Here is a 13,764-nt window from a genome sequence, read left to right as displayed (position 1 = left end):
GTTGGGAGGATTGCCTGTAAAAAACAGGCAGTTCTTCTGATAAAAGAGGAGCTTAAACATGAAGAAAAGGAATGTGGCAGGGTTAATTGTTATAGCATTATTTGTAATCGGAATAGCTGTTGCATTGATGCAGTATAAAAGAGAACAGACAGCATTGGAACAGCCAGAGGCCGGGAAAGAACCGGAGACAATAGTATTAAGTATGGATGAGAATCCGTTCGGAGTAGAGATAAAAAAGATAAATGAAAATTATGACCTGACAAGGGATTATTATAAAAATTACGATGATACAGGATTGGAAGAATTTAAAATAACAGGGATTTTTACAGATGAAAGAGAATATATCGTAGAATTGCGGGAATCAGGATATTGCAAGTATGCCTGGCTAGATGAAGAAGAGCAAGTAGTATATATTGAGATGACTCAAAAGCAAAAAGAAGAATGGATCGACAGAGCCATAGATGAAATCGATGAAGAGCTGAATTCACTGGAAAGCGAAGAGTTATATAAATTTACAGTTGAAGATGATTATACAGTTATCAAGTTGGATATTGACCAAAGTGCATTGATTGATGAAGTGGGAGAAGCACTTATAGTATTAATTTATGATTCTGAACTATATCAGATTTTTAATGGCAATGAGAAGTGGTCGATTCATATTATGGTAAATGATATGGAAACACAGAAAGAGATGATGAATATTCAATTTCCAAAAGAAAAATTTCGTCTATCACCAGATATGTGGGAAAAAGTAAAAACAAACGAATGATAAGGAACATATATTTTGAAAATATAGAAGGAAAAGAAAAATGAAAAAGAAAAACATAGTAGGAATAATCATTATAGCATTATTTGTAATCGGAATAGCTGCAGCACTGATGCAGTATAAAAGAGAACAGACAGCATTGGAACAGCCAGAGGTTGGGGAAGAACCGGAGACAGTAGTATTAAGTGCGGATGAGAATCCGTTCGGAGTAGAAATAAAAAAGATAAATGAAAATTATGACCTGACAAGGGATTATTATAAAAATTATGATAATAAGGGATTGGAGAAATTTGTTATACCTAATATCACTACAGATGAAAGGTCATACATTATAGCATTAAGGGAATCGGGATATTGTAAATATGGTTATATAGATGAGGAAGATAATATAATAGCAGAAATGACGGAACAGCAGAAAGAAGATTGGATTGGCAATACAGAGGCGGTTATTCATAAAACAGTATTATCGGCTGATGGAGAAGATTTGTATAAATTTTCTGTATCAGAGAATTATACGATGATTGAAGCTGATGTATCAATTAATGCACATGCTACGAAAGTTATGGATAATATAATGCGTTTGCTGGAGGAAATTGAAATATATCAGATACTTAATGGAAATGATAATTGGTCAGTTAATATAGTGACAAAAGATTTTGAAACGGGACGAGAACTTTCTAATATCAATTTTCCGAAGGAAGAATGGAATTTGTCAGCAGAAATGTGGGATGAATAAAATGCAGTAACAGAATAATCTTAGTTCATTAAAGATAGGCGAAAGAATTAAAATATAACAATTATATACTTTAGAAGGAAAAGAAGAATGAAAAAGAAAAACATAGTAGGGATAATCATTATAGCATTATTTGTAATCGGAATAGCTGCAGCACTGATGCAGTATAAAAGAGAACAGAAAGCATTGGAACAGCCAGAGGTCGGGGAAGAACCGGAGACAGTAGTACTAAGTGCGGATGAGAATCCGTTCGGAGTAGAGATAAAAAAGATAAATGAAAATTATGATCTGACAAAAAATTATTATAAAAATTATGATAATAATGGATTGGAGAAATTTGTTTTACCTAATATTGCAATAGATGAAAGGACATATATTGCCGAGTTAAGGGAATCAGGATATTGTCAATATGGTTATATAGATGAGGAAGATAATATAATAGCAGAAATGACAGAGCAGCAGAAAGAAGAGTGGCTTAATTATACTGTAAATGATATCAATAGAATTATAGGACAAGGTGAAAAAGGGTTTTATAGTTTTAAATTTACTCATAACTATGAAGAACTTCAATTGGAAATTTCAAAAGAAATACTAAATGGAAAAACAACAACACATACAGCACTTGTTATGTCATTGATATATGATTCGGAAATATATCAGGTACTGAATGGAAAAACAGATTGGGCAATACACATTGTTGGAAAAGATTTAGAAACAGGTGGTGAATTAATGAATATAAATTTCCCAGAAGAGGGATATCATATATCTATTGAAAATTGGGACAATATGTAAAATGGTAATTATTTTATACAAAAGATAGGAAAGTGAAGATACATAATAATGAAAAAGAAAAATGTAGTGGGGATAATCATTATAGCATTGTTTGCAATTGGAATAGTGGCTGCACTGATAGTATATAAAAAGATGCAGATGGTGCCGGAAAAATCACAGGTCGGGGAAGAACCGGAGACAGTAGTATTAAGTGCAGATGAGAATCCGTTTGGAATAGAGATAAAAAAGATAAATGAAAACTATGATTTGACAAGAAATTATTATAAAGATTATGACAATACAGGACTACAAAAGTATATCATTCCAGTTATTTTTACGGATAAAAGGACGTATATTGCCGAGATGAGAGAATCCGGATATTGCCAATATGGATATGAAAGCAAAGAAGAGGGACTGGTTGCAGAAATAACAGAACAGCAGCGAAAAAATTGGTTGGAATTGACGGAAAAGGATATGAAAAGGGTAATAGAGCAAAGTCAGGATGAAGAGTTATATCGTTTTAATATTAGTGATGATTGTAAAACGCTATATATGGAAGTGTCAAAAGAAATATTAAACCATCAAAATATCGCCACGATACATTCGGGTTTACTTATGACATTAACATATGATTCAGAAATATATCAGGTGCTGAATGGAAACAAAGACTGGTCATTACAGATTATCGTAACTGATATGGAAACAGGAAATGAATTGGAAAATATAAAATTCCCAGATGAGGATTATAACTTATCAATTGAAACCTGGGACAACTTGTAAAAATAGGTGGAGTATCAATAGCAATTTCAGCGGTATTATCATAAGAAAGTGGAGGAAATAAGAATGAAGAAGAAAAACATAATGGGAATTATAGTGATAGCAATATTAGTGATAGGAATTGTGGCAGCGCTTGTAATATATAAAAAGGAGCAGGTAATACCGGAGAAAACAGAAACAGGAGAAGAAGAGGATACAATTATATTAAGTGCAGATGAAAATTCGTTTGGAATGGAAATAAAAAAAATAAATGAAAATTATGATTTGACGAAGGATTATTACAAAAATTACGATAACACAGGATTACAGAAATTTGAAATTACAGCTATATATACGAATGCAACTGATTTTATAAAAGAAATACGTGGAGCAACTGAGTATTGCCAATATATATATTTGGATGAAGAAAAGAACATTATTATAGAGTTGAATGAAAAACAAAAGGAAAAATGGATAAAGAAAGCCGAAAAAAATATTAGTAATGAATTAGAAAAAACAGATGAAGATGAATTGTATAAAATATCGGTTTCGGATGATTATACCGAAGTTAATTGTCAGGTAGCTCAGAAGGCAAACGGACTTACATTTACGGCAGAACTAATGATTATATTTTTTAATTCAGAAATGTATCAGATATTAAATGGGAATGCAGAGTGGTCAATTCATGTTGTTGCAAAGGATTTATCTACAGGAGGAGAGTTGGTAAACATTGATTATCCGAAAGAGGTGTTTTCTATAACAGAAGAAACCTGGGACAACCTGTAAAAAATGAAATTGAACAGGAGAGAAAAATATGATGAGAGATTTTTCGCCAGGGGCAAAAGAACTGTTAATGCAATATGTTGATGATGTTATTGCTTCCGGTGTATGGGAAACAATTGAGAATGGAAAAGGAGAGTTTAATCAGGCAGGACAGGACTGGTTGAGCAAACTTGGTATTTCAGACTATTTGGATAATATGGAAGGATATTATCAGAATATTATAAGCAAGCATTCTACAACAAAAGAAGAGATTGAGCAAATTTTTTCAGATGTACAGCAAGTTGATACCAGACATATCGGAACAGTTGCCGGATTGGTAACGGCAGGAAATGCAATAATTACATATTTTACAGACTTAGCAGATAATATTAATCCGAATGGTGGAAATCTTGATATAGAAAAATTAAGAACAACACTGGAGGCTGACAGGGAACGATTAGACCAAATGCAGCAGAGTGTTGTAAGAAATTTAATTAAAGATGGAAAGGCAGAAGAAGCAGCAGAGTATATTATTTCCGTTTCAAGATTAAATTTGACATATGATGAATTTGAAGCACTTTCAGAAAAGGAACAATTGGAGTATATAAATCGAGTTGCTGCATGGGTATTATCAATCATTCCGGATGTAGAATTAGAGGCAGGACTATATGAGGTTACAGTTCCATTAGGGGTAGATATGACGGCATCTTATTGTGTTAGCGTGAAAGGAACAACAGATTTTGGAAACCAGTCAACGGTTAATTTGGTAATAAAGAAACAGCAGATGATGTTGCAATCTTTTAAAGTATCAAGTGAAAATTTATTTCAAAATGACCAATATAGTGTCAATTCTTCAATAGGAATTGCAATAGATCAGGATGCAAAAGCAGTATTGTCGACTACGGCAGAAGCAGGGAATAATGTGTTTACATTGGAATATGGCAGTGGAATAGAAAACACAAGTGTGAAGTATGAAATAGAAGAAGCACTTAATGATAACTTAAAAGTGGCATCATCTATTGAAATTGAAAAATCCAATAACATAGATATGCCGGAATGGGAAGCAGTAGATATACCGGTAGAAGAAGTGACTTATTCTTATGAATCATCATATAATGAGTCGTGGATGCCTGATTGGGAAATGGTTAACGAATTTATGGAGGGTGTGACTGTGGTACTTAAGGCTGTGGGAGAAGCACTTATATGCGTAGTTTTGGTAATGATGATGTTTGCGCTTATATAGAGAAGTGGAGAAAATAAAATGAAAAAGAAAAGTATAACAGGAATTATAGTAGTGGCATTATTTATCATAGGAATTATAGCTGCACTGATAGTATATAAAAAGATGCAGATGGTGCCGGAAAAATCACAGGTCGGGGAAGAACCTGAGACAGTAGTATTAAGTGCAGATGAGAATCCGTTCGGAATAGAGATAAAAAAGATAAATGAAGACTATGATTTGACAAGAAATTATTATAAAGATTATGACAATACAGGACTACAAAAGTATATCATTCCAGTTATTTTTACGGATAAAAGGTCGTATATTGCCGAGATGAGAGAATCCGGATATTGCCAATATGGATATGAAAGTAAAGAAGAGGGACTGGTTGCAGAGATAACAGAGCAGCAGCGAAAAAATTGGCTGGAGTTAACAGAAAAGGATATAAAAAGAGTAATAGAACAAAATAAGGATGAAGAATTATATCATTTTAGAATTAGTGATGATTACAAAATACTTTATCTGGATGTATCAAAAGAAATATTAAACAGTCAAAGTACCTTTACGGCAAAGATGAGCTCACTTATGACTTTGACATATGATTCAGAAATATATCATGTATTGAATGGAACCAAAAACTGGTCATTACAGATTATCGTAACTGATATGGAAACAGGAAAGGAACTGGAAAATATAAAGTTCCCAGAGGAAGATTATAACTTATCTATTGAAACCTGGGACAACCTGTAGATACAGAAGGGAGCATAGAAGATGAAGATATGGGAAGAAAAAGCAGAAATTCAATTACCGGAAGGGTTTGAAGAGGCTACTGTAGGGGAAAAGAGAAAAACATATGGAATGGGGAAAAAACTGCCGGATAAGATGTACATAGTAAGAGACAAGCATGTTATCATCAGCGCATCTTCACAGGAGTTAACGGAGCAGAAAGAAAGCAATATAGAACTCGTAAAAACTTTAAATTACCTCTATACCAGAACCGTTCCGGGATATAAGAATATTGGGACTTACAGAAAGAATATAGATGGACAGGAAATATATGTAATTCAGTATACATCATATGCACAGGAAGATGATATTTATACGATTGTAGCAATTTGGAGAACAGAAGAGGAGATACATTTATTGAGTGGTGTTTGCAGATATGAAGAGATACCACAGTGGCATCCTGTTTTTAGAAGTGTAATAGAAGGCATAAAAATTGGATAGAGTGGGAAAGGAAGATGCAAATGACGAAATCACAGTGTAGTAATGAAATTGTACGAAATCAGACATTAATCGCACAATATGAGAGTGAGATACGTGGATATCAGCAACAAATAAGTGAATTACAGGAAACAAAAACAAAGCTGGGAGTGTTGCAGGCGAGGTTGTCTGACAGCAAGACAGCGAGCAATACAAAATTGGCGGAAACAGAGTCGCTGAACAAAATTAACAGTAAGATAGTAGCCGGTTTTTATGCTGGAATGTCAGATATATTCACCGGGCAGCAATATCAGAATGTATATGGTGGTCTGGATAATGCAAAAGTGCGGGTTGATGTGGAAATATCAAATATAGCAAATAAAATAGTGGAATGTCAGAACAAGATTGCAGCTTGTAGTAATACAATTCAGGAAATGAATAGTACTATTGCAAGACTGGAAGCTGAAGAGGCAGCGAGAGCGGAAGTAGCAAGAACAATGAATACAAATACTACAAGAGCAGGAACTACAAGAAAAGGAAAATAGGGATATAAAGAATACAGAGGAGAAGCAGAATGGCAGGAATAGAATTAAAAATTGATGATGAGTATATAAATGGAATGGCAAGTCTTTTGGAAACCCGCAGTCAGGATTTACAGGAAGGCGTAGACAGCTATTTGACAATATTAGCAGGAATCAGAGAAGAGGCAATACAGGAAGGTGATACAGCGGACGCATTAGACGCCTTTATAGAATATGCTTCCAGTTTAAAAGGAATTATAAGTGAACTTGGAAAAACAGCGAAAGATACCTGCAATAATTTTCTTGCAGAAATAGATGAGAAGGATCAGTACTTATTTTAAGGGGGATTTATCATGGCAACAACAGTAACGAATACAGAAGCACTAGAAAATAAAATCAGTGAATTACAGACTTTGCATGATACATGGGCAGATAAGACATATACAGCGGTGGATATAGGAGAGTGCGGCGGTAGTACAATTATACAGATAGAAGAAATGGGAAATATGTTTCAGCGGATGCAGGATGCATATGTGACATTACTGGCACAGACAATTTCTTATATGACGAATCGAAAAGAATCATTAGATACCAAAGAAAGCAATGCAACAGCAACAGTAAGTGAATAAGCGTGCATGGGGGAAAAGAAGAAATGTTAAGAGATTTTTCAGATGAAGCGAAGCAGAAGCTATTACAATATGTAAAAGATGTAACATCAACAACGATCTGGGATACGATAACCGATTTTTTTGGAGATATTGGATTAACGGTACAGGGATGGTTTGGAAAACTTGACATTCAAAATTATGTGAATGATGTAGATGCATATCATAAGAAAATATTAGATAAAAATGATACGACAACACAGCAGATAGAGACTATTTTCACGGATGTACAGGCAGTTGATACAAAATATATCAGTGTAGTAAGTCAGCAGATTTCCTGTGGCAACAATATCATAAAATTGATAAATGATCTTGCAGATACGATAAATCCGAATGGCGGAAATATGGATATGAGCAGGATGAAAGGTGTCTTAGAGGCAGACGTAGAGGATATTCGAAATTCCAAAGCAACGGTAGAGAAGACCATAGAGGAAAAGATGCTTGGAACGGATGCAGAAGGCTGTATGAACAGTGAAGATCCGGTTAATTTAAGCACAGGAAATTTCATTTATGAACATGAAGATTTAAAGATAGGCGGAGAGATACCGCTTTCTTTTCATCGCTATTATAATTCAAAAGACAGCCGTAGGGGAGTTCTGGGAAATTGCTTTTTACATAATTACCAGATTTCATTGGAGAAAGAAAAGAACGGAACCGTCGGAGTGCGTCTTGCGGATGGACAGATAAATTACTATGATAAAAATGAGCAGGGAGAGTATGTTGGAAGAAATACTGCATTGGAATTCCTGAAAGAAACAGAAGAGGGATATATCCTTATACATCCGGGGCAGGAGAGAATATCTTTTGACCGGGAGGGAAAGATGCTTCGAAAAGAAAATATGAACGGAAGGGGCATTTCTTTTTCCTACCTTGAGGATGGAAAGCTGGAAAAAGCAGAAGCAGACAATGGCAGCAGTCTGACATATAATTATAATAAAGAGGAACAGCTTGAAAAAGTAACTGACCACACCGGAAGAACAGTTTTGCTGCAGTATCAGGAGAAAGAACTGAAAAAAGTGATAACGGCATCAGGGGCAGAGTATGCATATCGCTATGGAGAGAACGGAAGAATTACTGAGGTGGAAAATGCCCGTCAGGTTACATCTGTTAAGAATCTCTATGACAGAAGATTCCGAATCATTCAACAGGAATTCCCGGATGGTGGAACAATGACTTTTGCCTATGATGATAAAAATCGTCGTGTGACATTGACAGAACGAAATGGAAGCAAAATTATCCATGTGCATGATGATCGTTACCGGAACATAGAGACAATTTATGAAGATGGTACAAAAGAGAAATATCTTTATAATGATAAAAACCAGTGTATCAGTAAAACTGACCGGTTAGGAAGAACCACCAGGATGGCATATGATAACCGTGGCAATCTTACCCAGACAGTAGATGCCATGAAGCGCAGAGTGAATTATACTTATGATGCAGACTGTCATTTGCTTAGTGTAAGCATCAATGGAAAAGAACGTCTGAAAAATCATTATGATGCAAAAGGAAATCTGGCAGGGACGGAAAACCTGTATGGAAACAGAGTTGCAGTCAAAAATGATGAAGCAGGAAGACCACAGGCAGTTACTTATGCGGATGGCAGTTTTTTAGAAATCAGTTACGATGAAAGAGGAAACATTGTAAAGTTAAAGGATGTCAGCGGAAGTGTAACGACTTATGGCTATGATGCATTAAACCGGGTGACAGAAACAGTAGATGCCAACAGCAACGTGACACGTTATGCTTATGATGCGGCAAATCGTATCACAGCAGTAACAGATGCTCTGGGAAATCAGAGGGCATATACCTATAATCCGGGTGGAAAGATTATGGCAATCCGGGATTTTGATGGAAATGAAGCAGGATTTACTTATAATCCACTTGGAAAAGTAGAGACATATACAGACAAAGAAGGACAGACAGTACATTTTACCTATGATAAGATGTGGAATATCAGTAGTGTTACAGCTCCGGATCAGGGCAGACAGGAATATATCTATGACAGCAACAACCGGCTTGTAAAACAGACACTTCCGATGGGCGGAGTGGTGACGTATGCTTATGATGCAGCAGGAAACCGGACAGAAATGACAGATCCTGCGGGAAATACAACCCGTTATTGTTATGATGCCGTAAACCGTCTGACAGAGGTTTTAGAGGCAGATGGCGCAAAGACTGCATATGAATATGACAGAGAGGGAAATCTTATCAAAGAAACCAATGCAGCCGGTCAGGTAACAAGTTACACTTATGACGATTTGGGAAGGCGAACCAGCGTCACTAATCCAGCAGGGGCAACTACAAGTGTGTTCTATAACGAACTTGGAAAAGCAGAACGCATCTGTTATCCAAATGGAAGCAGTACTGTTTATGAATATGAAAAGGGTGGCAGATTAAAAAGTGTACGTTATCCGGATGGTGCCGGAGAGCATTATGGCTATGATGCAAAGGGAAATCTTACGGAGCGTACTACTACGGCAGGAGAAAGTTATCGTTATAACTATGACAGCCTTGATCGTATGATATCTGTTCAAAATCCGGCAGGAGGTATATCCCATTTTACATATGATGCATTGGGACGAGTAATAAAGGCAGAAAATGAAAATGGAAATCAGACCTGCTATGAATATACTCCAAACGGTAATCTTGCAAAAGTTACGGATGCCATGGGAAATGAGGCTTTCTACCAGTATGATGCCATGGGACATCTGACACAGAGCAGTTGCACCGGAGCAGAGGGGGAAGAACCACAGAACACGGTATATACCTGGAATAAGGAAGGTCATGTTACAGCAGTGACAGACCCGCTGGGAGATGTGGAGTGCTATACCTATGATCCGGCTGGAAGAATGAAAGCAAAGATAGATAAAGATGGTTATGAGACATCCTTCCACTACGGAAAAGATGGACAGGTAGAGGAAATCTGTTATGCGGATGGACGAACAGTATCTTTGACCTATAATGCAATCCGCCAGTTAGAAGAAGTAAGAGATTGGCTTGGCACAACTAAGATTGCCATGGATGAGGCAGGACGCATTGCTTCTGTTACAGACCCATATGGAAAAACCGTAGGCTATGAATGGGGCAGTATGGGTGAGAGAACGGCAATTTGTTATCCGGATGGAAGAAGGACAGCATACGAATATAACGAAGCCATGCAGTTGTCGGCTTTAAAACTCCTTTCAGATGATGCACAGGAGAAAACAATTCTCTATAGCTACGATGAAGCTGGAAGACTGACTGGAAAGCAATTCCCGGGAGGAAATCGTACAGACTATAGCTACAATGGGGCAGGAAAAATCAAAGAGATTTTACATACCGGAGCAGACTTTACAGAGCGTTATCACTATGATTATGATGTTATGGGAAATAAGGTCTTGGCTGAAAAAGAGAGACCGGGACTGCCGGAAGACAGTGGAAACTTTTCCTATGATTATGATGCATTGAATCGACTGACCAGCGTAGCATGTAACGGAAAGACCCTTCGTACCTATGGATATGATGCCTTTGGAAACAGAAATACCAGGACAGAGTACCAGGCAGCAGGGGAACTTGTAACAACCTATCATTACAATACAAAGAACCAGTTGATGCAGGAGACAAATGCAGGCGGAACCAGGAATTATAATTATGACCACAGAGGAAACCTGTTATCCGTAACAAGCGGAGAAGAGGTTTTAAAAGCATACGGATTTGATGCGGCGAACCGGATGAGCAGTTCTGTTGACCGGACAGCCGGAGAAATCACGAAGGCATACTATCAGTACAATGGTCTGGGGCATCGTGTGGGTCAAACCATTGCATCAGGAAATGCAGATGTAACTCAGACCATCCGCTATACACTCGATCTTACCCGTCAGTATCACAACCTCTTACAGAAAACCGGAAATGGATTAGACCAGACTTATTTCTGGGATGGAAATGTCGCAGGAATGGAAGAGAATGGAAGAGACCATTTCTATTTCCAGGATGATTTGGGAAGCCCGATGCGCCTTGCAGATGAAGATGGAAGAAGCGAGGAAGTCTACGGATTTGACGAATTTGGTAATGATATTCGGACTGCAAAAGATATCTTTAAAGATTCTTTACAAAGCTTTGGATTTACCGGTTATCAGATGGACAGCGTTGGTGTACTATACTTTGCACAGGCAAGACGATATGATGCCGGAGTTGGCAGATTTATCAGTGAAGATTTTATAAAGGGGCATATTGCTGCACCATATACAATGAACCATTACAACTATTGCTGGAACAGACCGTTGGATTTGGTTGATTTGAATGGAATGGAACCGACTGCAGGTGTGATAAAGGCATTGATGGATATGTTAAAATGTGATGAGACGGTATCTTACATTTTTTATACAACTGGAGAGAATTCTGATTTTACAGATCAGGCAAATTGGAAAAAAGAGCAGTTAGAGAGTGAAGGCAAAAATGTCGTAATGATACCAATTGCAAATGCAAATGATTTCGTAGATGGTTGGAATCATATGGGAATGACACCAGATGGAATTGCAAATATTGAGGATGTAGAAATATATACTCATTCAAATGAAACAACATTTATTTTTATAGATAATACAGAGACAGAAGCTTTAAGTATTTCGGGAAAAAATAAATCAGGTAAAGCTATTAAAGGAATATCAGATTTATCATATAAAGAGATAGAAACCTTGAATATATATGGTTGCAATTCAGGAAATTTAAGTACATACTTTAGGTATGATGCTAATATTGCGTCAGAGCTATCTAAGATAGTGAGTGGTGATGTTTATGCATATGATGGAAATGTGGGATTCGGTCCAACATGGACAAGACCATTTAGTAAATATGGTGAATATGAGGATCGATTATCCAATATACAGAAAAGTTATATAAAAATATCATTAAAAAATGGATGGTTGAATGAACCAATGGGAAAACTTAGATATAAGGAGGGTAAATTAGATGGAAAATGTGATGAATAGAAGAAAGGGGAAAAGGAAGATGGTAGTTATAGGTATTATTATTCTTATTTTTATAGTATTAGTTATATTTCTTAAAATGAAATACGGTACATATGGATTACACGATTTTAATTGTTTTTTTCGTCAAAGCAAACAGGAAATTTTAGAAAAAGAAGGTGACCCTGTTAGCAGAGAAAAATTATATGGAAGTTGCGAGGATATTAAATTTGAAGATATAGAATATACCTTTATTGGAAATTATCCGGAAAGTGTTAGAATTACAGATCCTGATATTCGATTTGGAATACTGCAAATTGGGGTAGGCTCATCAAAAAAAGAAGTTATGCTGGCATATGGATTAAAGGAAACTTTAAGTAATGAGGAAGAAAATGAATATGCGGTTCAAAATGGTATTTATTCAACATCATTCTATTTTGATGAAAATGACAGAGTATATAAAATTGCATGCGGAACAGGAGTATAGCGCGGAATGAATTCAAGGGAGAAAATCAAACATGCCTGAAAGTAAATATAAGAAAGAAAAAATTTTGAAAGGATTTCGCTGTTTTTCAATAGGACTAGCAATTTTTTGGACAATTTTTTTAATATATATTTTAATAAGTGAACATTATATGGAGTATTATCGTATACATTTGTCACAGGTCGATGCAAGCATACCTAAGGTATATATGGATGATGAAGGGGCTGAACGCGGCAAAATAGGTAACGAATTTCTGATAAAATCAAAGGAAAACTCTTATCTGATTTATGGAATCGAATTGTCCAATGTCGATGAAAGCAGTCTGTTGAAATTCAGAGATGAAGATGCAATAAAAAAGTTAAAGTCGGCAAACACATGCAGCCAGGTATTAGAGGAAATTCAGGATGAAACAGGATTCCTGCGGGGGGATGTGACTACAGGAAATATGGAGAAACCTTCTTATACAGTTTATTATTTCTCTTCGGTGGAAGAATGGTATGGCAAGAATTATCAGGTATATATTATGTTTTATATAAAGGGAGATTTAAAATATATGGAGATATGCATGACAGACGCGAGGTATGCTCTATCAGAAAAACAAAAAGAGCATATGGCATTGTTTACCAGATGATGTTAAGAGGTGACTTGCTCAGTTGCAGACTTTAATATGGAGATGAGGCTATGGTGAAAAAGGGCAAAGCAATTTAAAAACAAACAGGAGCAGGAATTTTTGTATATAGTGTGTTGGGGTTACTGGGAGCATTTGATAGCTATTATCGTGGAGCCGATATGGGCTTTACAGCATGTATAGCAGTGTGTGTAATAGCTTTTATTATTTTGGGGGCAATAGTTTCATTTATAAGAAAGACTAACTATTAAAAGTCAAGTCTGAAAATGAAATATTTTGAATGAATTGCAGAAATGCATTTCAGATA

14 protein-coding genes are annotated in these 13,764 nt (G+C 36.2%); all 14 read left to right on the top strand.

What is annotated here, in order from left to right:
• Positions 1-58: 58 nt before the first annotated feature.
• Positions 59-769 (top strand): hypothetical protein, encoded by a 711-nt coding sequence (locus tag OCV43_RS12205; RefSeq protein ID WP_262624225.1) that lies wholly within the window; start codon positions 59-61, stop codon positions 767-769.
• A 40-nt stretch (positions 770-809) separates the two neighbouring features.
• Positions 810-1,502 (top strand): hypothetical protein, encoded by a 693-nt coding sequence (locus tag OCV43_RS12200; RefSeq protein ID WP_262624224.1) that lies wholly within the window; start codon positions 810-812, stop codon positions 1,500-1,502.
• A gap of 87 nt (positions 1,503-1,589) precedes the next feature.
• Positions 1,590-2,291, top strand: coding sequence for a hypothetical protein (locus tag OCV43_RS12195; protein ID WP_262624223.1), 702 nt, complete (start codon positions 1,590-1,592; stop codon positions 2,289-2,291).
• Positions 2,292-2,339: 48 nt separating this feature from the next.
• The gene (locus tag OCV43_RS12190; RefSeq protein WP_262624222.1) at positions 2,340-3,050 is read left to right on the top strand and encodes a hypothetical protein; all 711 of its coding nucleotides are present in this window, start codon (positions 2,340-2,342) and stop codon (positions 3,048-3,050) included.
• A 63-nt stretch (positions 3,051-3,113) separates the two neighbouring features.
• Positions 3,114-3,812, top strand: coding sequence for a hypothetical protein (locus tag OCV43_RS12185; protein ID WP_262624221.1), 699 nt, complete (start codon positions 3,114-3,116; stop codon positions 3,810-3,812).
• A 28-nt stretch (positions 3,813-3,840) separates the two neighbouring features.
• Positions 3,841-5,031, top strand: coding sequence for a hypothetical protein (locus OCV43_RS12180; RefSeq protein WP_262624220.1), 1,191 nt, complete (start codon positions 3,841-3,843; stop codon positions 5,029-5,031).
• Positions 5,032-5,049: 18 nt separating this feature from the next.
• Entirely contained in the window at positions 5,050-5,760 is a 711-nt protein-coding gene (locus OCV43_RS12175; RefSeq protein WP_118087618.1) for a hypothetical protein, read from the top strand.
• A gap of 21 nt (positions 5,761-5,781) precedes the next feature.
• Entirely contained in the window at positions 5,782-6,237 is a 456-nt protein-coding gene (locus OCV43_RS12170) for a hypothetical protein (RefSeq protein ID WP_262624219.1), read from the top strand.
• Between the two features lie 20 nt (positions 6,238-6,257).
• Positions 6,258-6,758 (top strand): DUF5082 domain-containing protein, encoded by a 501-nt coding sequence (locus OCV43_RS12165; protein WP_262624218.1) that lies wholly within the window; start codon positions 6,258-6,260, stop codon positions 6,756-6,758.
• Between the two features lie 29 nt (positions 6,759-6,787).
• The gene (locus OCV43_RS12160) at positions 6,788-7,075 is read left to right on the top strand and encodes a hypothetical protein (RefSeq protein WP_262624217.1); all 288 of its coding nucleotides are present in this window, start codon (positions 6,788-6,790) and stop codon (positions 7,073-7,075) included.
• A gap of 12 nt (positions 7,076-7,087) precedes the next feature.
• Positions 7,088-7,363 (top strand): hypothetical protein, encoded by a 276-nt coding sequence (locus OCV43_RS12155; protein ID WP_022242323.1) that lies wholly within the window; start codon positions 7,088-7,090, stop codon positions 7,361-7,363.
• 23 nt (positions 7,364-7,386) lie between these two features.
• Entirely contained in the window at positions 7,387-12,369 is a 4,983-nt protein-coding gene (locus OCV43_RS12150) for a DUF6531 domain-containing protein (RefSeq protein ID WP_262624216.1), read from the top strand.
• Entirely contained in the window at positions 12,350-12,832 is a 483-nt protein-coding gene (locus OCV43_RS12145) for a hypothetical protein (RefSeq protein ID WP_262624215.1), read from the top strand. Before OCV43_RS12150 ends, OCV43_RS12145 begins: the two co-directional genes overlap by 20 nt.
• Before the next feature lie 148 nt (positions 12,833-12,980).
• Positions 12,981-13,460: a hypothetical protein gene (locus OCV43_RS12140; RefSeq protein ID WP_262624214.1), complete on the top strand. Its 480-nt coding sequence runs from the start codon at positions 12,981-12,983 to the stop codon at positions 13,458-13,460.
• Positions 13,461-13,764 lie beyond the last annotated feature (304 nt).

The sequence above is a fragment of the Roseburia amylophila genome (assembly GCF_025567465.1).
Lineage (GTDB): Bacteria > Bacillota > Clostridia > Lachnospirales > Lachnospiraceae > Roseburia_C > Roseburia_C amylophila.
Note: the sequence above shows the minus strand (reverse complement) of the source record. Positions and strands in the feature narration are given on the sequence as shown.